This is a genomic window from Mesorhizobium sp. M0217 (assembly GCF_040321955.1).
Taxonomy (GTDB): domain Bacteria; phylum Pseudomonadota; class Alphaproteobacteria; order Rhizobiales; family Rhizobiaceae; genus Mesorhizobium.
On sequence record NZ_JAMYSN010000014.1, the window covers coordinates 1 to 21,151 of the forward strand.

At 62.9% G+C, this 21,151-nt stretch carries 19 protein-coding genes; 13 read left to right on the top strand and 6 right to left on the bottom strand.

The genetic code is table 11. The annotated features are described in order from the left end of the window. Positions 1-137: 137 nt before the first annotated feature. Complete coding sequence (locus NKJ18_RS20945) at positions 138-1,784, bottom strand: acyl-CoA synthetase (RefSeq protein ID WP_352545418.1); 1,647 nt, start codon at positions 1,782-1,784, stop codon at positions 138-140. 201 nt (positions 1,785-1,985) lie between these two features. Here NKJ18_RS20945 and NKJ18_RS20950 point away from each other — a divergent pair, with 201 nt between their 5' ends. From NKJ18_RS20950 to NKJ18_RS20965, 4 genes are all read left to right on the top strand, one after another. Then, positions 1,986-3,107 (top strand): KamA family radical SAM protein, encoded by a 1,122-nt coding sequence (locus NKJ18_RS20950; protein ID WP_352759474.1) that lies wholly within the window; start codon positions 1,986-1,988, stop codon positions 3,105-3,107. A gap of 150 nt (positions 3,108-3,257) precedes the next feature. Further along, entirely contained in the window at positions 3,258-7,067 is a 3,810-nt protein-coding gene (metH, locus tag NKJ18_RS20955) for a methionine synthase (RefSeq protein WP_352759476.1), read from the top strand. Positions 7,068-7,255: 188 nt separating this feature from the next. Next, positions 7,256-7,846 (top strand): BA14K family protein, encoded by a 591-nt coding sequence (locus NKJ18_RS20960; RefSeq protein ID WP_352759478.1) that lies wholly within the window; start codon positions 7,256-7,258, stop codon positions 7,844-7,846. An 85-nt stretch (positions 7,847-7,931) separates the two neighbouring features. Beyond that, positions 7,932-8,243: a DUF2934 domain-containing protein gene (locus tag NKJ18_RS20965; RefSeq protein WP_352759480.1), complete on the top strand. Its 312-nt coding sequence runs from the start codon at positions 7,932-7,934 to the stop codon at positions 8,241-8,243. A gap of 115 nt (positions 8,244-8,358) precedes the next feature. Here the strand turns inward: NKJ18_RS20965 and NKJ18_RS20970 are convergent, their stop codons facing one another. Beyond that, positions 8,359-10,221, bottom strand: coding sequence for a CHASE2 domain-containing protein (locus NKJ18_RS20970; protein ID WP_352759482.1), 1,863 nt, complete (start codon positions 10,219-10,221; stop codon positions 8,359-8,361). A gap of 20 nt (positions 10,222-10,241) precedes the next feature. After that, positions 10,242-10,772: a FecR domain-containing protein gene (locus tag NKJ18_RS20975; RefSeq protein WP_352759484.1), complete on the bottom strand. Its 531-nt coding sequence runs from the start codon at positions 10,770-10,772 to the stop codon at positions 10,242-10,244. A gap of 445 nt (positions 10,773-11,217) precedes the next feature. Here NKJ18_RS20975 and NKJ18_RS20980 point away from each other — a divergent pair, with 445 nt between their 5' ends. Continuing rightward, positions 11,218-12,000 (top strand): hypothetical protein, encoded by a 783-nt coding sequence (locus tag NKJ18_RS20980; protein WP_352759486.1) that lies wholly within the window; start codon positions 11,218-11,220, stop codon positions 11,998-12,000. Between the two features lie 141 nt (positions 12,001-12,141). Here NKJ18_RS20980 and NKJ18_RS20985 read toward each other — a convergent pair whose 3' ends face one another. The 3 genes from NKJ18_RS20985 to NKJ18_RS20995 all read right to left on the bottom strand — a co-directional run bounded on the left by NKJ18_RS20985 (position 12,142) and on the right by NKJ18_RS20995 (position 14,424). Continuing rightward, positions 12,142-12,810, bottom strand: a complete 669-nt coding sequence (locus tag NKJ18_RS20985; RefSeq protein ID WP_352759487.1) for an MAE_28990/MAE_18760 family HEPN-like nuclease — start codon at positions 12,808-12,810, stop codon at positions 12,142-12,144. Positions 12,811-12,823: 13 nt separating this feature from the next. Further along, positions 12,824-13,939, bottom strand: a complete 1,116-nt coding sequence (locus NKJ18_RS20990) for a GmrSD restriction endonuclease domain-containing protein (RefSeq protein WP_352759490.1) — start codon at positions 13,937-13,939, stop codon at positions 12,824-12,826. A 101-nt stretch (positions 13,940-14,040) separates the two neighbouring features. Continuing rightward, positions 14,041-14,424, bottom strand: coding sequence for a hypothetical protein (locus tag NKJ18_RS20995; protein WP_352759492.1), 384 nt, complete (start codon positions 14,422-14,424; stop codon positions 14,041-14,043). A gap of 201 nt (positions 14,425-14,625) precedes the next feature. Here NKJ18_RS20995 and minC point away from each other — a divergent pair, with 201 nt between their 5' ends. From minC to NKJ18_RS21035, 8 genes are all read left to right on the top strand, one after another. Continuing rightward, positions 14,626-15,453, top strand: coding sequence for a septum site-determining protein MinC (minC, locus tag NKJ18_RS21000; protein ID WP_352759494.1), 828 nt, complete (start codon positions 14,626-14,628; stop codon positions 15,451-15,453). A 61-nt stretch (positions 15,454-15,514) separates the two neighbouring features. Beyond that, on the top strand, positions 15,515-16,330 hold the full coding sequence (gene minD, locus NKJ18_RS21005) for a septum site-determining protein MinD (protein WP_023670342.1): 816 nt from the start codon (positions 15,515-15,517) through the stop codon (positions 16,328-16,330). Next, a complete protein-coding gene (gene minE / locus NKJ18_RS21010; protein ID WP_023684809.1) occupies positions 16,327-16,599 on the top strand; it encodes a cell division topological specificity factor MinE in 273 nt (90 codons plus the stop codon). The genes minD and minE overlap by 4 nt, the downstream gene beginning before the upstream one ends. A 269-nt stretch (positions 16,600-16,868) precedes the next feature. Further along, on the top strand, positions 16,869-17,315 hold the full coding sequence (locus NKJ18_RS21015; RefSeq protein ID WP_352759496.1) for an ArsR/SmtB family transcription factor: 447 nt from the start codon (positions 16,869-16,871) through the stop codon (positions 17,313-17,315). Beyond that, complete coding sequence (locus tag NKJ18_RS21020; protein WP_023684811.1) at positions 17,312-17,848, top strand: SRPBCC family protein; 537 nt, start codon at positions 17,312-17,314, stop codon at positions 17,846-17,848. The genes NKJ18_RS21015 and NKJ18_RS21020 overlap by 4 nt, the downstream gene beginning before the upstream one ends. A 165-nt stretch (positions 17,849-18,013) precedes the next feature. Next, entirely contained in the window at positions 18,014-18,595 is a 582-nt protein-coding gene (locus tag NKJ18_RS21025) for a dihydrofolate reductase family protein (protein WP_352759498.1), read from the top strand. A 311-nt stretch (positions 18,596-18,906) separates the two neighbouring features. Further along, a complete protein-coding gene (locus tag NKJ18_RS21030; RefSeq protein WP_023693874.1) occupies positions 18,907-19,788 on the top strand; it encodes an EamA family transporter in 882 nt (293 codons plus the stop codon). A gap of 144 nt (positions 19,789-19,932) precedes the next feature. After that, positions 19,933-21,102, top strand: a complete 1,170-nt coding sequence (locus NKJ18_RS21035) for a hypothetical protein (protein ID WP_352759500.1) — start codon at positions 19,933-19,935, stop codon at positions 21,100-21,102. The last annotated feature ends 49 nt before the right edge of the window (positions 21,103-21,151 follow it).

Consider the following 21,151-nt stretch of genomic DNA (forward strand, 5'->3'; position numbering starts at 1 on the left):
GCGGGCCTGCGGGGGGGCCGGGGGTTCACGCGTTTCCTCTTTTTGCCCCGCTATACGCCTTCTGCGCTGCCGGCCAAACGACCCCCTCTGTCGCCTTCGGCGACATCTCCCCCTCGAGGGGGGAGATTGGCGCCTAATCACGCCTTGCGCTTCTCCACCTCCGCCTTCCTCAGCAGGAAGCGCTGGATCTTGCCGCTTGGGGTCTTCGGCAGTTCCGTGATGAACTCGACCTCGCGCGGGTAGGCGTGCGCCGACAGCCGTTTCTTGACGTGCTGGGCCAGCTCTTCGGCGAGCTCCGAATTGCCCTTGTAAGCCGGCGCCAGAACGACGAAGGCCTTGACGATCTCGGTGCGCTGCGGATCGGGCACGCCGACGACAGCCGCCTCGTTGACCGCCGGATGCTCGATCAACGCGCTTTCGACGTCGAACGGGCCGATGCGATAACCGGCCGAGGTGATGACATCGTCGGCGCGGCCGATGAAGGAAACCGAACCGTCCGGCTCGTACTCCACCGTGTCGCCGGTGCGGTAGTAGCCGCCCGTGGTCGCCGGCGTCTCGGCTTGGTGATAGCCGTCGAACCAGCGCAGCGGCGACTTCGCGATGTCGACGGCGAGGATGCCGGGCTGGTTGGGGCCGAGCTCGTTGCCGGCCTCGTCCAGTACCACCATGCGATATCCGGGCATGGCGAAGCCGGCCGAGCCCGCGCGCACGACATGCGAGAGCCCATGATGGTTGTTGACCATCATGCCGTTCTCGGTCTGGCCGTAATGGTCGTGAATGGGCGCGGCGAGATTTGCGTCGAACCAGCGGATGACTTCCGGGTTGAGCGGCTCGCCGGCGCTGCTCACCACGCGCAGTCTGCCTTTGACTCGGGCCGCAGCTTCCGCGCCTTCCGCCATCAGCAGGCGATAGGCGGTCGGCGAGCCGGCAAGGCTGGTGACGCCGAGCCGCTCGATGATGTCGTAAGTGCTCTTGGCGTTGAAGGCGCCTTCATAGAAGGTCGTGGCGATGCCGAGCTGCAACGGGCCAGTGATGGCGTAATAGAGGCCGTAGGCCCAGCCGGGATCGGCGATATTCCAGAAGATGTCGTCGGGCAGCAAGCCGATCGCGTCGCGCATATAGGCGCCGAAGGCGAGCAGGGCGCGAAGCGGCACCGGCACGCCCTTGGGCAGGCCGGTCGTTCCCGACGTCGACATCATCATGAACAAGTCGTCGCCCTTGCGCATCACCGGCTGGCACTCGGGCGAGGCGGCGGCAAGCGCGGCGCGGAAATCGATGTCGCCTGCAGGTAGCACACCGCCATTGCCAAGAATGGTGGCGATTTGCGCTGATGTCTCGACCTCGTCGAGCTTGCCGCGATTGGCCGGGTTGGTCACCACGATCCTGGCGCCGCTATAGCCGAGGCGGTGCTCGATGGCTTTCGGACCGAAGGCGGTGAACAGCGGCTGGTAGACCGCGCCGATGCGCCACGTCCCGAGGATCAGCGCCACCAGTTCGGGGACGCGCGGCAGCATGCCGGCGACGACATCGCCGGCACCGACGCCGGCGGCCTTGAGCACATTGGCGGCGCGCCCGGACATGTCGGCGAGATCGTCGAAGCTGAATTCGCGAAGCTCGCCGCCGGCCGAGATCGCGCGCAGCGCCAGCCGGTCTTCTCCGGTGTAGCGGCCGCAGCATTCGACATAGGCATTGATGCCGGTTCCAGGGTTGCCATACAACCGCGCGATCTCATCTTCGATGCGAAAGCGCTGAGCGGCATCCTCATAGCGCGGCATTTTGCTCATCGCGGTCCTCCCTAAGCGGCGCCCATCTCCCCTTGGAGCGCCTTATCGGTCAGATTGCCTGAAATTGCTGCGCTGGTCGATTACGGCGATAGTCGGGGGATGCGAAGGACCGCAGCGCAGCGACAATCCGCGCCGAGCCACTGCTGTTGACCGAACCATCCATCCGGCCGATAGCACCGCCAGAATTGCCCCGAGGCCCCAATGATCCCAAACTCAACTTTCGATGACGCGGCCACAGCCGACGAAGGACGCGACGCCGACACCGCGTGGCAGGACGACATCCGCGCGGGCGTGCGCCACGTCCGCGATCTCGCCTCCCTGCCGCTGTCACCCGCCGAGCGCGCGGCGGCGCAGGAGGCGGCCGTACGCCACAAGGTGCGTGCCCCCAAAACCTATCTCGACCTGATCGACTGGAACGATCCCGCCGATCCGATCCGCGCCCAGGTCATTCCATCGCCGGATGAGCTGACGGAAACGGAAGGCGAGCTCGACGATCCGATCGCCGACCATGCCTTCAGTCCGGTGCCGCGACTGACGCACCGCCACGCCGACCGGGTGCTGTTGTTTGCGACCTACCAATGCGCGGTCTATTGCCGTTTCTGCTTCCGCAAGGAATCCCTGACCTCGATCGGCCGCGGCTATACGCGAGAAGCGCTCGAAGAGGCTTTTGCCTATATCGAAGGCCATACCGAAATCCGCGAAGTGATCCTGACGGGCGGCGATCCGCTTTCGCTGCCCGACAAGGCGCTGGCTGAAATCCGCGCCCGCATCGAGGCGATCGCGCATGTCAGGCTGCTGCGTATCCACACGCGCGTGCCTGTCGTACTGCCCGCGCGCATCACGCCGGGGCTGGTTGGCGCGTTGCAGGGCCGGCTGATGGTCACAATCGTCACCCATTTCAACCATGCGCGGGAGATCACGCCGGCCACCGAATTGGCCTGCCGCGTCATGCGCCAGGCAGGCTTCGTGCTGCTCAACCAGAGTGTCCTGCTCAAGGGCGTCAACGACACGGTCGAGGTGCTGGAGGAACTCTGCCGCGAACTGATGTACCGGCTCGGCGTCAAACCCTATTACCTGCACCATGGCGACCTCGCGCGCGGCATGGCGCACAGGCGCACCACGATTGCGCAGGGACAGGCGCTGGCCGGCGCGCTGCGCGCCCGCCTGTCGGGCATCTGCAATCCGGTCTATGTGCTGGACCTGCCGGAAGGCGGTGGCAAGGTGCCGCTCGGGCCATGCCATGTCGAGGGCCGGGACGGGCAGGACTGGCGCATCCGCGGCCAGGACGGCGAGGTGAGGCTGTATCGGGACGTCGTGGTGTAGGCAGGGCGCAGCGGCGACGATGACCGCCACCGTCACATTGTCGATCGGGACGACCATCGCACCAAACTCTCGCCACGACGCGTTCGCTTGCATTCCGTATGTTGACATAAAGATATCCTTATGTGATGGTTGTCGCCTCAAGGATAAAAAATGTCGCAGAATTCTGCATCGCTGGACGCATTGTTCGGCCCCGTCGCGGCAAATCCCGATGGGTCCGAAGTGCTTGCGGCGCTGACGGCGGCGGCGCGCGAGCGCATTCTCATTCTCGACGGCGCCATGGGCACCCAAATCCAGGGTCTCGGCTTCGACGAGGAGCATTTCCGCGGCGAGGCTTTTGCCGGCTGCACCTGCCACCAGCAGGGCAACAACGACCTCTTGATCCTGACGCAGCCGAAGGCGATCGAGGAGATCCATTATCAATACGCCATCTCTGGCGCCGATATCCTCGAGACCAACACCTTCTCCTCGACCTCGATCGCCCAGGCGGATTACGGCATGGAGGATGCCGTCTACGCGCTGAACCGCGACGGCGCGCGACTGGTGCGTCGGGCAGCGGCGAGGGCACAGCAGGAAGATGGCAAGCGCCGTTTCGTCGCCGGCGCGCTCGGGCCGACCAACCGCACCGCCTCGATGTCGCCCGACGTCAACAATCCCGGCTATCGCGCCGTGACCTTCGATGAATTGCGCCTGGCCTATGGCGAGCAGCTGCGCGGCCTGATCGACGGCGGCGCCGACATCATTCTCATTGAAACCATCTTCGACACGCTGAACGCCAAGGCGGCGATCTTCGCCTGCAACGAGATTTTTCTCGAAAAGGGCTTGCGTTTGCCGGTGATGATTTCCGGCACCATCACCGATCTCTCCGGCCGCACCCTGTCGGGCCAGACGCCGACCGCCTTCTGGCATTCGGTGCGCCATGCGAGCCCCTTCACCATCGGCCTCAACTGCGCGCTCGGCGCCAATGCGATGCGCGCGCATCTGGCCGAAATTTCAGGCGCCGCCGACACCTTCGTCTGCGCCTATCCGAATGCCGGCCTGCCCAATGAATTCGGCCGCTATGACGAGAGCCAGGACTTCATGGCCGCGCAGATCGAGGATTTTGCGCGGGAAGGGCTCGTCAACGTCGTCGGCGGCTGCTGCGGCTCGACGCCGGACCACATCCGCGCCATCGCCGGCGCCATGAAAAAGTATCCGCCGCGCGCCATCCCCGAGATCGAGCGCAAGATGCGCCTGTCCGGGCTGGAGCCGTTCACGCTGACCGACGAGATTCCCTTCGTCAATGTCGGCGAACGCACCAACGTCACCGGCTCGGCCAAGTTCCGAAAGCTGATCACGGCGGGCGACTATGTTCCGGCGCTCGACGTGGCGCGCGACCAGGTCGCCAATGGCGCACAGATCATCGACATCAACATGGATGAAGGCCTGATCGATTCGAAAAAGGCGATGGTCGAGTACCTCAATTTGATCGCCGCCGAGCCTGATATCGCCCGCGTCCCGGTGATGGTGGACAGCTCGAAATGGGAGATCATCGAGGCCGGGCTGAAATGCGTGCAGGGCAAGCCGCTGGTCAATTCCATCTCGATGAAGGAAGGCGAGGAAGCCTTTCTGCATCATGCGAAGCTGGTGCGCGCCTACGGCGGGGCGGTGGTCGTCATGGCCTTCGACGAGACCGGCCAGGCCGACACCAGGGCGCGCAAAGTCGAGATCTGCACCCGCGCCTACAAGCTGCTCACCGAACAGGCCGGTTTCCCGCCCGAAGACATCGTCTTCGACCCCAACGTCTTCGCGGTCGCCACCGGCATCGAGGAGCACGACAATTACGGCGTCGACTTCATCGAGGCCACCGGCGAGATCACCGCCACGCTGCCGCATGTGCATATCTCGGGCGGCGTCTCGAACCTGTCCTTCTCCTTCCGCGGCAACGAGCCGGTGCGCGAGGCGATGCACGCCGTGTTCCTCTACCATGCCATCCAGCGCGGCATGGATATGGGCATCGTCAATGCCGGCCAGCTGGCCGTCTACGACACGATCGAGCCGGAGCTGCGCGAAGCGTGCGAGGACGTCGTGCTCAACCGCGCGCCCAGGGCCGGCGGCACCGCCACCGAACGCATGCTGGAGATCGCCGAGCGTTTCAAGGGCACGGCCGGCAAGGAAGCCAGGGAGCGCGATCTCGCCTGGCGCGACTGGACAGTCGAGCAGCGGATTTCCCATGCGCTGGTCAACGGCATCACCGAATTCATCGACGCCGACACCGAAGAGGCGCGGCTTGCGGCCGAGCGGCCTCTGCATGTCATCGAAGGCCCGCTGATGGCCGGCATGAATGTCGTCGGCGATCTGTTCGGCGCTGGAAAGATGTTTCTGCCGCAAGTGGTGAAGTCGGCGCGCGTGATGAAACAGGCGGTGGCCGGATTGCTGCCGCACATGGAGGCCGAAAAACTGGCCAACGCCGCCAATGGGATCGACAATGGCGAGCGCCAGACAGCGGGAAAAATCCTGATGGCGACTGTAAAGGGCGATGTCCACGACATCGGCAAGAACATCGTCGGCGTCGTTCTGGCCTGCAACAATTACGAGATCATCGATCTCGGCGTCATGGTGCCGGCGGCGAAGATCCTGCAGACGGCTCGCGAGCAAAATGTCGACATCATCGGCCTGTCCGGCCTGATCACCCCGTCGCTGGACGAGATGGTGCACATGGCCGCCGAGATGGAGCGCGAAGGGTTCGACATTCCGCTGCTGATCGGCGGCGCGACTACCAGCCGCGTGCACACGGCGGTGAAGATCCACCCGCGCTATTCCAAGGGACAGACGGTCTATGTCAATGACGCCGGCCGGGCGGTCGGCGTCGTGTCATCCTTGCTGTCGAACGAGACCAAGGGCGGCTACGTCGACACCGTGCGGGCCGAGTACAAAAAGGTCGCCGACGCGCATGCCCGCTCCGAGGCCGACAAGCAGCGGCTGCCGCTGGCCAAGGCCAGGGCCAATGCGCACAAGGTCGACTGGTCGACCTATGAGCCGCCGAAGCCGTCCTTCACCGGCGTCAAGGTTTTCGGCAACTGGGACCTGACGGAGCTCGCGCGCTACATCGACTGGACGCCGTTCTTCCAGACCTGGGAGCTAAAGGGGCGTTACCCCAAGATCCTCGACGACGAGAAGCAGGGACCGGCGGCGCGCCAGCTGTTCGAGGATGCGCAGGCGATGCTGACAAAAATCATCGCGGAAAAATGGTTCGCGCCGCGCGGCGTCATCGGCTTCTGGCCGTCCAATGCCGTCGGCGACGACATCAGGCTGTTCACGGATGAGGCACGCTCGCAGGAACTGGCAACCTTCTTCACGCTGCGCCAGCAGCTGACTAGGCGCGACGGCAAGGCCAATGTCGCGCTGTCGGATTTCGTCGCGCCGGCCGACAGCGGCAAGCCGGACTATATCGGCGGCTTCATCGTCACCGCGGGGATCGAGGAGGTGGCGATCGCCGAGCGCTTCGAGCGCGCCAATGACGATTATTCCTCGATCATGGTCAAGGCGCTGGCCGATCGTTTCGCCGAAGCTTTTGCCGAGCGCATGCACGAAAAGGTGCGCAAGGAATTCTGGGGCTACGCGGCTGACGAGAAGCTGGCCCCCGACGAACTGGTCGGCGAGCCTTATCGCGGCATCCGCCCGGCGCCCGGCTATCCCGCGCAGCCCGATCATACCGAGAAGGCGACCTTGTTCCGGCTGCTCGACGGCGAGCGCAATGCCGGCGTCAGCCTGACCGAAAGCTATGCGATGTGGCCGGGCTCCTCGGTCTCCGGCATCTATCTCGCCCATCACGAAAGCTATTATTTCGGTGTCGCCAAGGTCGAACGCGACCAGGTCGAGGACTATGCGCGGCGTAAAGCCATGCCGCTGGCCGATGTCGAGCGCTGGCTCGGCCCGATCCTCAACTATGTGCCCGTGGATTATGCCGAGGCGGCGGAATAGCCGGGACGTGATCTGGCCCAATGGCTCGACCGCTCCCTTGATTTTCACCGTCGAAAAAAATCGCGCCGCACCCGGTTCTCGGCGAGCTGCCGGTTGTGGGTCGGTCAGACTTAGGTCCCTCGCGCCTGCTTTTCTGGAACAAGCCGTGATGTCCCGCATTTTATTGGCAGGGACACAAGGAGTGTCGAGTGAAAGCGATTTTGGGACTGGTCGGCGGCTTCGTGCTGACCCTTGCGGTGTTCGGCAGCGGGCTGGTTTTCGCAGCCTGGCTGCTTGCCGCCAAGCCTGTGCGGGAGGCAAGGCCCACCGTCAGCGTGGCGGAACTGTGGACCCGGAAAGCGCGGCCGGTGGACAAGACGGCGCAGGACTTCGAACGTGTGCCGCCCGAGCTGTCCGCGCCTGCCGACATCGCCGCCAAGGAGCCAGCCCAGGACCCGGCTAGGCAGCAGCCCGATCCCACAGTCACCGCCGCCATCGCGCGGACCGAACTGCCGCCGCCGCATCTCGCCTGGTGCGCCAGCCGCTACCGCTCCTACGATCCCGAGGACAACAGCTACATGTCCTATAGCGGACAGCAGCGCACCTGCGTATCGCCCTATCTCGCCGCCGACCGCGCCGCGCCGCGAGAGGCAAGCTATGTCGAGGGCGCGGGCGCCTACGCGGCCGCCGGCGGCGAACCGGACCATGTCGCCTCCTGCTTCAGCCGCTATCGCTCCTACCGTCCGGAAGACAACAGCTACCAGCCATATTCCGGCGGGCCGAGACGGCAATGCGAATAGCCAGCGCGAAGGGCGCCGCAACGATTGCGACCGCGCGATTTCTGGGATCGTTCGGATCGTCCTCAAAGCCCAGGGGAGAACCACCATGGAAGACGACCGGCATCACAAGATACAGCAGCGCGCCTACCAGATCTGGGAGCGCGAAGGCACTGGCGACCCCGAGCATCACTGGCACCGGGCCGAGGCCGAAATCGACCGCGAAGCCGCCTTGCCGCTGACCGCCGACGACGCCCTGCCGCGCGAGATCGCCAGCACCGACGTCCTGACCATCGAGGAACTCGCCGTGCGCACCGGCATATCGGGCGACGCGGCGCAGGAGCTGATCGACAGGCTGGGCACGGATCGGGCGGCGGTTGAGCAGGCGGCGAGGGGGATTGAGGGGCGGCGGAAGTCCTGATTGTGAGCTATGTGCAGGCCGAAAGCGGTGTCGAGCATCGAGGCTTTGGTGCACCATTTCGGCATGCGCGCCGGGCGAAGGCATGGATGGCGCGCTGTCGATCACAAGGCCGGATCTACTGCGGCGCCTGGGCACTCTGCCAAAGCCAGATTGCGAGCGAGCTGGATCGCCCACGGATCTGGGTCTCCACCGGTCCTCTTAAAGCACCGGATTTGAACAGCGCGCAGTCGCGACCGGCGACCTCAAGCATTTCGTAACTCACCGCCACTTCGGCATTCTGGTCGGCAGCGATCTCCATCAAGCGACTTGCAACGTTGACGGTGTCGCCGATGGCCGCAATGTGCTGACGCCCTTCGCCGCCGAGTCGTGAGGCCACGATTGTTCCATGATGCGCTCCAATCTTGAAGCCGATCCGGGATGCGGTCGACGCAGGCAACGAGGCAAGCCAATCGTTGGTGCGGCTGGAGAGCCCGACACAACAGCGGGCAGCATTGAAGGCGTCGTCTGTCGCCGGTTCCGGCAGGCCGAACAGGATCATGGCCCCGTCACCCATGAAACTCGTGACAACGCCACCGCAGCTTGTCACTTCTTCGTCCACCAATGCGTGAAAATTGTTCAGGAGTTCGCGTGTGGCGCTCGGTCCCAATGTTTCACTCAGTCCGGTGAAGCCGGACAGGTCGATGAACAGGATGGCGGCTTCTGTCCGGACGGGTTCCGAGAGGAAGTCGCCATGCTTGGCGAGCCATGCCCCCAGTCCTGGGGCTTCAACGCGTTGAAGCAATTGGCTCTGCGTGGCGAAATATTGGGCCCGGCTCCTGCCCAGCCAAAGCTGCGCGGCCCCAAACAGGATTGCCGGCGGAATGGCAGCGGTCATCGGCAGCGCGGCGCTCAGCCAGATATGGTGCAGGAAAGCGGTCATGTTGACCACGACCCAGATCAGGACCACGCCGGCGACCGCCGCGAGGCCGATGGCGTTTCGGCGCCACGCCAACAGGCCGACAAGAAGCATGGGCAGCGCCACTGCAAAGCCTGCGTCTGCAAGGCGGACATTCTGATCGCGCACTATGCCGTCGCCGGTCGTCAGATGGGCAATCGCCGTCGACATGACCTCGACGCCCGGTAGTATGGGATCGAACGGTGTCGGGAAGACATCGCCGGTGCCGGTTGCGGTCGCTCCTATCAAGACAATCCGACCCCGGATAGTGCCGGGATCGAGTTGGCCCTCCAGCACCGTCGCGGCGCTGATCGTGCGGATCGTGCCGCGCGGGCCATAGAATGTCAGGGGCAGGATGTGACCGATGTCGGTACGGATCGACCGTCCGTCCAGCGATAGATCATCGGGCGCAATTCCAGGGTCCTCTCCCGCTGCCATGGCGGCAACACGCAAGGAGAAGGACGCTTGCAACTGATCTCCGGCCCGAAACAGCAACGGCACGAACCGGGGCGTTCCCGTCCTGTCGGTGACCACGTTCACGACGCCGACAGCGGCGGCGCCCGAAAACACTTTCAGGGGCCACAGAAACCGCTCGGCATTCGGCAAGCGGGCGAGGGGTCCTTCGCCCAGCGTCCATTGTTTGCTTCCGGGGTAGATCGCCGCTGCGGCGATTACGCTTCTACTCCTGCTCAGCGAACGCGCGAGTGCCTCGTCAGTGTCTTTTGCCCCGGGGTCGACCAGCAGCAGGTCGAGCGCAATGGCTTTCGGCCCAAGCGGCTCTATCGTATCGATGATTCGGGCAAGCGTGGCGCGGCTGAGGGGATAGCTGCCCTCGCGCCGCACCGCTTCATCGTCTATTGCGACAATGGTGATCAGCTCCGGCGGCTTTGCCGTTCCTCGAACAAGCGTTCGAAGATCGGTCATCGTTGCTTCGACGCGATCGAGAAACCACAAATTGCCGCGCCAGTGCGCGAAGCCCAGGCCGGCGCCCCAAAGACCCGCCAGAATGACCGCGATCAGCGTCGGAAGCCCTCGTCGGCTCATTGCCAGCTCACTGGGCAAGCTCACTGGCCGAAACGGGCCAGCAATGCGGAAACGCGCTTGGCGGGCCAGCGCTTGACGATGAGTTTGCCTGTCCCGGCCTCGACGTCCACGCCATCCCCCGGTGCGAGGACCACGACGGCGGTGGATGCCGGTCTTCGCACGGCGACGCGACCTCTAAGGACGAAAACAGACGTCTTGCCGTTGCCAACGTCGACTGCCCATTTTGTGCCTCGCACCGCAGCGATCGCCTGCGGGGTGATAACCGCGAAGCCACCCTGGACCGCGCCGGCCGGAGCATCGAGCAGCAGCGCCTTGCTGCGCAATTTGACCGCGTCGGGACTGCCGTTTCGATCGCGATCCTCCAGCGTAAAGCGAGCGCCACCTTCCACAATGACGGCAAGGCCTTCCCGACATCTCAGGATCTGTCGGGACGTACCGGCTACCGGCTCGAACTTACACCCCGCGTCCTGCGCCACGGCGGCATCCACCCAGAAGACACCGGCAAACAGGACAGCCACCAGGCTACGGAAAAATCGGCCCCTTGCGCTCATCATCGTCTCCCTGCTTTGCGAACTCCGCGGCAGGAAAATCTTCTGCCATCAGCTCGCCCGCATGTTTGGTTCACGAGCCGGCACTTGCAGCCACGTTGGCTTGAGGGATGCCGACCGGCAATCGTAACACGACAAGCTGCTCCGGCGTTAAGCATGTGTGGCATGACGGGTCGCGCTCGCCGGGCAGGCAGGGGAAGGGAGGCCTTGAACCAGATCCTGGAGGCCGCTCGGCCGCTATCGTGGAACTGGCGAGGCGTCGAAGCTGCCAATCTCCCCACAAGTGGGGGAGATGCCCGGCAGGGCAGAGGGGGGCGCCGTAGAGCGCCACCGCTTGTCGCTCTCACCCCGATCATTCAGTGCTACCTTGAGACCCGATGCGTGTTTCGAGCACTTATTTGAGTTAATTGTGCCTCATGAGGATTGTGCGAGAAACTGTGAGAGGGCAATGAACCTGGTTGATCAAGATGCCGAAATTATGCGCGCAGTGGAGCGATTCGCGGCAACTGCGACAGTGCCTATCCTTCATGAGTACATGCCTGATGAGGTTGACCAGATTGGCACGGGAACATTGTTCAACTGTGATGGCCGCCTTATGTTGGTCACGGCAGGCCACATCTTCGATGAAATCAAACCCGAAGATCTTGTGCTCCCCAGCCGCGGCACCGCGGCATTGCATGGAATAGGACCCTATTTCTTACACCGGCCTGACAATCGCGACATTGACATTGCGATTGTTGAACTGCGCCATCAACCGTCAATCGATCGTGCCCGATCTAGCTGGAAAATCCTTGAGTTCGGGAACACAGCTACGGCGAGCGAAGAGGGATGGTTCGTATTGACGGGCTATCCGTCGATAAAAAGCAAGCGTGTTGGTGGCCTTCTAGGCAGCTCGCTCCTATCACTTCATTCACGTCGACTGACAGAGGTTCCTCCCGAAGCTGAACAGCCCGTACATCCCGACCTCGACCTCTTCTTTGAATTTGCGAAAGAGGCTGAAAATCTCGATGGAACGACCGGTGACGTTCCCCATCTCGGCGGCTGCAGCGGAGGTCCGATCTGGGAATATCTTGAGCCACAAGGTATGGGTTTCTGGACGCCGGAGCAGTGCCTTCGGTTGGTAGGTGTGCAGTCAGCCTTCAATCCCAGCGCGGGCTATTTTCGTGCCAAAAGCGGGATCTACGTTCGATTTATGATCGACGAGTTGGTCAGCAGACATCCCCACCCTTAGTTCGACGAGCGACAAGCGCTGCATCATTGCCATACGGAAGCTCAAGAGCGCTGAAAGTGCTTGCTAGACCGGCAGACTCTAGTGCTGGCATGATCTGGGGCAGCCTCAATGGCATAATGGCTAGTTGCGCCCGAGGCTCACTTAATTGCCCTCTAGTAGTGCTGCTTCCATAGGTCGACGATAAGTCGCCATCGATGCGGCGTTCTGAAGGTCGGTCTTGTAATCACGCATCATCTGCAAAATTTCATCCGCAAGCGTTCGAAAATCGTTAACCTCAAGATCAAGATACTCTCCATGCGCGACTTTGTTTCGACGCTTGACCAAGCTCTCGTCAATTAGGTTATATTTTGTCTCGTATCCCGCGGTCGCAATGTCGAGCGATGTTGCTATGTTGGCGAAAACCCTAGATGTCAAATTTGATTCTGTGTCTATCGCCGCCGACATGCTCATCCGAGCCGGTTTATCAAGCTCAGTTAACACGAAGTCAAAAGCCTCAATATTGGGCTTCGTCTGGCGAGAACCAGCCAGCATAGCAAGTTTACCTTTGAGTCCGAACACCGCGAAGCAGGTTTTTAGGTCGCGATATACGTGCCCCTGATTGTCGACAAAATTCAAATAAGATTCAGATGCGGATTTAATAAAACCTTCCCAATGGGCATAAACCAGCGCGACCCCTGCGCGAACGAACATCTTGCCGTTCACTCCGTCGCTTTTAGCCATCAATTTTAGGGACGCAATCTCTTTGACTCTCCATCCCATTTCAGCGTCCAGCGTTTCCTGTAGCTGAGTTAGCGTCCTTATTTTTGGCATGATCGCGTCTGAATCAAGCTGGATTAGGGTTTAGAAGTTGACCGGCTATAGGTAGTAACTTGGTCAAGCGGGTCGTACCGCGGACACCTGCCCCAGAGTTGGCTGAAAAGACCGGATTTTGCCACAAGCCCTTCGCGGTGTTCCCGATAAATAGGTTCCGGTCTGCCGCGCCCATCTGGCCTAATGATTCAACATTATGTGAAACTCCAGTGGCGAGAACCTCAAAAACGGACATTAGAAATTTGCCCGAAAATGCCTGCCCATTCCAGCGCTTGAATGCCTTATCTCCCAGCGCTTCGTCTAAGAATTGAAACGTACGAGCAAATACTTCGGCCTCATTGGCCATGTTATATGTAGGATTCGTGGCAATTTGCATGAGAGCTTGGTCCAGATATTCGTGTACATCCAACCCCGGTTGATATGCCACGGACCGGAAAGAGAAGAACCTAAGCGCCAATTCCACTCCTGCTTGGGATTCGAGAGCCGTTTCAGTTTGGTCCGTTGTCCTCATAAACGGAGTTTCTGCGGCGCGCGCGATAAGCCAGTCGTAGAAGGCTCGGTTGACAGAAACTGCAATGCTATTTCGGACCTCTTGTTCGGTAAGACCAGCACCGCCAGTGTTCAACCTTTGGAACAATTCAAATTTAGCGGTGATGTCGCTTTCGCTCTTCAGTATTTCTACCCGTACGCGTGCGCGCTTGATATCAATTTGGAGCACTTGTCCGATGCCGTCTCCGGAACCTTCGGCAGAGTCCACCCAACGCTTGCCATCCAAACTAGGCAAGAACTGCGTTCCATTGAGTATCAGCGGTCCAAGTTCTTGTGCCCGCTCCCCTTTGAGTTCGCCGGTAAGCTGGAATACAGTCGAAAGACGCTGGAGTCCGTCAATTAACTCCCAAACGCCGCTCTCGTCCTGATAGACGAAGATAGGCGGAAATGGGATTCCTAGAAGAATTGATTCGATAAATCGGGTCTTCCGCTCGTCTTCCCAACGAAATAGGCGCTGGAAAACCGGATCGATCTTAAGCTCGCCGTCCCTGTATAGATTTATTAATTCTCCTAGGGACATTTCATAGCCGTCTGTAACGACCTTCTTTCGCGCCGTTTTTACCTGTTCAAGAAGGGTCATAACATGTTTGCCATTCTGTATAATTTGTTTCGCGATTGACGTTAGGTGCACACACTAGCGCCTAAGCCGGCAGGCGCAAGGTCTCGGAGCGACCTTGCCTGTTAAGTCTTCGGCGGCCCGCAGCGTCCCTTGAGAATCGCAATCTCGGCTTCATGATCGCCTCCCGACATGGATGCAAGCGGCACGCCGATCAAGAAGACGCCAAGCGCGTCGCCGGATGCTGACTTGTTCTGCTGGTTCGATATGACGGCAAGGCGCTGCCTGTCGGCCGGCGTGCAGGGGCCGGAATTTGGAACGCCCGCTATCTTGTCCGGCGGCGTGGCGCATCCCGCGATGCCGGCCAGCAGCGATAGCGTCAAAACAATGCGCTTCATAAATTCCCCCCAATAAAACCCGTCCCACGACGACATTACGCGGCGCATGGCGGTGCGCAAGTATTCAACGCCCAGCAATACATGATTATTTTCAACAATCTGCGCCGACACTTGTCGCGATGCGGTCGTTGCGATTGCAGCTTGCCTGGCCGCCGGGGAATGGTCGGTGTATTCGTGCCTTTGCAAGGCTGGCAGAAAGACTGGCACCGGCTGTCAGGAACCGCCCTCCCGCTGCACGCGAATGCCCTCCCGTTAACCTTTCATTAACCATACCACCGCTAGCGTTTACCTATCAGTAAGGAATCGCCCGCCGTGACCTTTGCCGCTCCCCTCGAGGCCAAATCCATTCGCTTTCGCGCCCGCTCCTTCGTCGCTTTCACGCTGACGCCGGAGGCGCCTTTGGATGTTTGGCTGGAGAGCCTGGATCGCTGGATCGGCAATTCGCCGGGCTATTTTGCCGGCCGCCCGGTGGTGCTCGATCTGAACGTGCTGAAGCCCGATGTCGTGGCCATCGAAGCGCTGATCGGCGTGCTCGGCCAGCGCGGCATTCGCGTCTATGCGATGGAACTCGATGGCGGCGCCGAGCTTGGCGCGCATCTGCCGCCGGTGCTGGTCGGCGCCAAGGAGGCGACCACCGACGGGCTGCTGCAGCCGAGCCGCAAGGCGGGCAGGGCGGATGAGGCGGCTAGCGATATGAAGCCGGCAAGTGATGCGAAGGCCGATCTGAAGGCAGGCGATTTGAAGGCTTCGAGTGATTCGAAGCCGGCGAGCGGGGCCAAGGCGCTGCCGCAGGACGCCAAGGCCCCGGACGCCGGCACGTTGATGATCCGCTCGCCGATCCGTTCGGGTCAGCTGATCTTCCATCCGCATGGCGATGTCATCGTGCTGGGCTCGGTCGCCTCCGGCTCCGAAATCGTCGCCACCGGCTCGATCCATGTCTATGGCACGCTGCGCGGCCGCGCTTCGGCGGGTGCGCAGGGCAACACGGCCGCGCGCGTCTTCTGCCGCAGGAACGAGGCCGAGCTTCTGTCGGTCGACGGCTGGTATTGCACGGCCGAGGAGATGGACCCGTCAGTCCGGGGCAAGCCTGTGCAGGCATTTCTCGACAACGGCATGCTGCGCATCGCCCCTTTCAGCTAATGCGGCGGGCGCGGCTCGCGCCCGGTCAGCGACATAACGAACAACAACGGAGGCTTTATTGATGGGCAAGGTAGTGGTGGTCACCTCGGGCAAGGGGGGCGTCGGCAAGACGACCTCGACCGCGGCTCTGGGGGCGGCGGTCGCCAAGACCGGCAAGAAGGTGGCGCTGGTCGATTTCGACGTCGGCTTGCGCAACCTCGACCTGATCATGGGCGCCGAACGGCGCGTGGTGTTCGACCTCGTCAACGTCATCCAGGGCTCGGCAAAACTGTCGCAGGCGCTGATCCGCGACAAGCGGGTCGAGACGCTGTTCCTGCTGCCGGCCTCGCAGACGCGCGACAAGGATGCGCTGACCGAGGAGGGCGTGGCCGAGGTCATCGGCAAGCTGCGCTCGGTCTTCGACTATGTCTTCTGCGACAGCCCGGCCGGCATCGAGCGTGGCGCGCAGCTCGCCATGCGCTTTGCCGACGAGGCGGTCATCGTCACCAATCCGGAAGTGTCGTCGGTGCGCGATTCCGACCGCATCATCGGCCTGCTCGATTCCCGCACCTTGCGCGCGGAGGAGGGCGAGCAGATCGCCAAGCATGTGCTGGTCACGCGCTACGATGCGGGGCGCGCCGCGCGCGGTGAAATGCTGTCGATCGACGATGTGCTGGAGATCCTGTCGGTGCCGCTGCTCGGCATTATCCCCGAGAGCCAGGATGTGCTGCGCGCCTCCAACCTCGGTTCGCCGGTGACGCTGTCGGAGCCGCTCAATGCCGCCGCCAAGGCTTACATCGACGCCGCCAAGCGCCTCGAGGGCGAACAGCTGCCGGTCATCGTGCCCTTCGAGCGCAAGGGCTTCCTCGATCGTCTTTTGGGAAGGAGGGCGGCATGAACCTGCTCGACATCTTCAAGCGGCGCACCAGCGCGCCGGTGGCGCGCGAACGGCTGCAAGTGCTGCTTGCCTATGAGCGCCGCAACCGCAGCCAGCCCGATCTCGTCTCCATCCTGCGCGAGGAGATCATGGCGGTGATCGCCAAGCACGTGCAGATCGACCAGGATTATCTGCAAGTTTCGATGGACCGCGGCGAGACCATGTCGACGCTGGAGATCGACATCCAGATCCCCAACAAGAGCGCGGTGCCGCTGGCGATGGCGGGGTGAGGGCACTTTACCCTCCCCCTTGTGGGGAGGGTCGATCCGCAAAGCGGATCGGGGTGGGGGTCTGCGCGGACCTCCGCCATCTTGGGTTCCTCTCCCAGACTTCGTGAGGGAAGAGGAAATCCACATCCCCCACGGTCAGCGCTAGTACCCCCGCCCGGACCTACGGTCCGACCTCCCCACAAGGGGGAGGTAGGGGGCCAGCGCCTCTCCCCAAAAAACATTCAACCAAACGGTTGACTATCTAAAATCTCGCCTCTATATTCAACTACATGGTTGAATTAGAGACGCCCCAGATGGACCAGGTTTTTCACGCCCTCGGCGACGCCACGCGCCGGAACATGCTTAACCACCTCGCCGGCGGCGAGCGTACGGTGAGCGAGCTGGCTCAACCCTTTGCCATGTCGCTGGCCGCCGCCTCCAAGCACATCAAGGCGCTGGAGCATGCCGGGCTGATCCGGCGCGAAGTGCGCGGGCGCACCCATGTCTGCCGCCTCGAGGCCCGCCCGCTGGCCACCGCCTATCAGTGGCTCGGCCAATACGCGCGTTTCTGGAACAGCCGCCTCGATGTGCTCGAACAGCTTTTGCGCGAGGAGGCGGGGCGCAAAACGCCGGCAGCGCAGACAACGCCGGCACCGGCAAATCCAGAACCATCCAAGCCGGAATCACCCAAGCCAGGCACATCCAGGCCAACATCATCCGAGGGAGACGACCGATGAACCAGATGAACAGCTTCGACGGCTACGCCCAGCTGATCCAGCCGGCCACTTTGAGGATCGAACGGCTTTTGCCCGGAACCAGGGAGCGCGTCTGGGAATATCTGACGCAGAGCGACCTGCGCCGCCAATGGCTGGCGGCCGGCGACATGGAGATGGAGGAAGGCTCTTCCTTCGAGCTGGTCTGGCGCAACGACGAACTGACCGACCCGCCCGGCGACAGGCCGGCCAGTTTCAGTGGCGGCGAGCAGCGGATGCACAACCAGATCGTCGAGTGCGACCCGCCGCGTAAGCTCACCATCACCTGGAACGGCAGCGGCAATGTCACCTTCGAATTGGCGCAGCGCGGCGACGACGTCCTGCTCACCCTGGTCCACCGCCGCCTGCCGGACCGCTCGAGCCTGATGATGCATGCCGCAGGCTGGCACGTGCATCTCGACCTCCTGGTTGCCCGCGTGGCGGCCGAGAAGCCCGAACCGTTCTGGGACAGCTTTAGCCGTATCGTGGCGGAATACGACCGGCGCCTGCCGGCCTGACCTGACCTAACGCATCGCCCGGTCCAACCGGGCACCATCGATCCCTTGCATCGGATGCCGGCGCAAGGGCCGGCGAAACACGCGCCTTCGCCAGACACCGCGGCGCGCCAGCGGAAATGAAACCAGGCAACGTGCTTGCATCCCGCAAGCCCGAAGGAGGAAGTCATGCGTAAATTGATCACCGGAATGAAGATCTCCATCGACGGCAAGATCGAAGGCCCCGAAGGCTTTGCCGACTGGGTCGACAACTGGTCGGAGGAATACGGCCTGATGCCTGAGATCGACGCCTGCCTGCTCGGCGGCATCATGTATGCCGGTTATGAGCGCTACTGGAGCGCGATCCAACAGAACGAGCCGGACCAGCCATTGCCGATGACCGGCAGGCTGGTCGACCCGGCCGAACTCGAATGGGCGCGCTTTGCCGCGAAAACCCCGCACTATGTGCTGTCGAACACCATGACTTCGGCCGCCTGGGCCTCGACGCGCTTCCTGCGCAGCCTCGACGACATCGCGGCGCTGAAGCGCGAGCCCGGCAAGAACATCTATCTCATGGGCGGCGCCCGCATCACCGCCAGCCTGATCCAGGCGGGGCTAGTGGATGAAATGCGGCTCATCGTCTACCCGCTGCTCGCCGGCGACGGCAAGGCGCTGTTCGGCACGGTGCACGCCCGGCACGGACTGGAACTGCGCAAGGCCGAGGCGCTTTCGGATGGACGTGTGAGCCTGGTGTATCGGCTGGCGAGCTAGCCTCTTTTCCTCTCCCTCCGGAGGGGAGAGGTGGCGCCGCGAAGCGGCGACGGAGTGGGGGAAGGCGCTCATGAAACCCACGGTCGCCGCCTCCGGCAAGCAGGCAATCGGGCGGATGTGATGGAGGGTCCCCCCCAACTCGGTGGAGCTTCGCTCGACACCTCTCCCCCGATCGACGGGGGAGAGGAAATGCGTCGGCGTTCGCCTTCCACGTCTTGCCCCATCAACAGTCTGCCCGTGCCACACGACAGCCAGGCCTATTATCCATATCTCGGGCCAACGCTGCGGCGCACCGCGCGGAGGGACTGGAATTGACGTCGACGCAGATTGCCGCAGCTGAAGCGAAGGGCTTGCCGATCGGCGCGTTGCTTGGCGCCATGGTGTCGATCCAGATCGGCGCCACCTTCGCCAAGGGCCTGTTTCCACTGATCGGCGCCAATGGCACCACGGCGCTGCGGCTGGTCGTGGGGGCGCTGATGCTGGCGGCGGTGCTGAGGCCGTGGCGGGTGCGGCCGTCGCGCGCCGTGCTGCCCTGGCTCATCGCCTACGGCGTCAACCTCGCGGCGCTGAACCTGCTGTTTTATGCAGCGCTCGCCAGAATTCCGCTCGGCGTCGCGGTGGCGCTCGAATTCTGCGGCCCGCTGCTCGTGGCGACGCTGTCGTCGCGGCGCGCCACCGACTTCGTCTGGGTGGTGCTGGCCGTTGCCGGCATATTGCTGTTGTCGCCCTTCATCCACTCCGGCAGTGCACTCGACCCGATCGGCGTGATGCTGGCGCTGGCCGCCGGCGGCTGCTGGGCGCTCTACATCGTCTTTGCGCAAAAGGCGGGCGCCGAGCTTGGCAGCCAGACCACGGCTTACGGGCTGGTCATTGCCGCTGCTCTCGCCCTGCCGTTCGGCCTAGCCGAGGCGGGTACCGGCCTGATCGCACCCGCGATCCTGGTCAGCGCGCTGCTGGTCGGGCTGTTCTCCAGCGCCTTGCCGTTCTGGCTGGAGATGGTGGCGCTGACCCGGATGCCGGCCAGGCTCTACGGCACGCTGACTTGTCTGGAGCCGGCGCTGGGCGCGCTGGCCGGCTTCCTGTTCCTGCACGAGACCCTGAGCCCGCTGCAGTGCGCGGGCGTCGCCGCCGTGGTCGTCGCCGCCTTCGGCGCCGCGCTGACCACCAAGCCGCCGGTGCCGTCGCCGGAATAGTTGCCCGAGATGGGTATATGAGGCCGACGCCATGTCCGCCGGTCCCGTGTCCGGTTGCTCAAGCGCCTGCAGCATCGATATATGGATCGATGTATGTGCAGGAGATCCAGATGAGCAGGGCCGACAGCATTGCTTGAGCCGTCCGTGATCAAGGCAATACTCCTTGTCGGGTTCGCCGCTGTCGTTGCGGCTCTCGCCTGGCGGCTGGCGCGGTCTCGTCTCAGAGCCCGGCTTCGTGAAGATCCGGCCAACGACTACGCCGTGCGCCGGGACTGGTCGGGCAACCACGGCAAGCTCAATCATTCGACCTTTGTCTATTTCGATGCCGATCGCGACGGTCGCTACGGGCTCGGCGACCGCCCGATGGCTGGCATCATGGTCAGACTGCATGATGGCGACGGCCGCTTCGTCGCCGCGGCGCGGAGCAATCGCGGCGGCTTTGCCAATTTCCTGGCGTCGACGAAACGTCGGGCCGCGCCCATCCATGTGCCGGGCAGCTACCGCTTCACCGTGTCGGTTCCGCCCGGCTGGCGCTCGAGCAGCGCCAACGAGGTCCAGTCGCAGCACCTCCGGCCGCTGCCGGGCTCGCCCACCGGGCTGGTGTCGGACGCAATGCTGCAGCCGGTCGGCCTGTTTGCGATACGCCGGCTCAGCGGCCGCGTAGCGGACGGTGTTTCGACGAGCATCTCGGTGATGGCGAAAGGGCAAGAGGTGGCGGTGCATCCGCTCAGCGATGGCTTCCGCCTCGATCTGCCCGATGACGCCGACGCGATCGAAATCACCGGCGGTGGCATGGAACGACGACTGGCCTTGTCGGCCTACCCGACCGAGCTCGGTCTGCTGTCGCCCGAGAATGCGGCAGTCGACAGCGCCGCGTCCTTGCAGGCCATCGGTTTCGACGATGTCACGACGCGCGGCCTGCGCAAGGTGCCGTCCGGTTATGCCGGGTTGACCTGGTTCAACCTGAACGCACTGGCGCGCGATCACACCGAAGGCAGCGAAGGCTACGTCAACGGCAATATCTCGGGAGACCATGTCTGCTATACGAGCAGCGGACACCCGGCCGAATTCTCGAGCGACAAACCGTTCGGGTTCCATTCCGTGATGCTGACGGCGGCATGGTTGAAGTCCGAAGGCGAAACCGCACTGGTCGAGAGCTGGCTTGGCGACCGGCTGATCGCCAGCGACACGATCGTCCTGTCGGCACTGGCGCCCGTCCACTATGCGCCGATGCTGGCGGCGGTGACGCGCGTACGCCTCTCCACGAGCCACTATTGGCAGCTAGTGCTCGACGATCTGGTGGTTGTGCGCTGAACGGTCCCGCCGCCTGCGGGAGATCATGCTCCGGAAACGATCAAGCCGC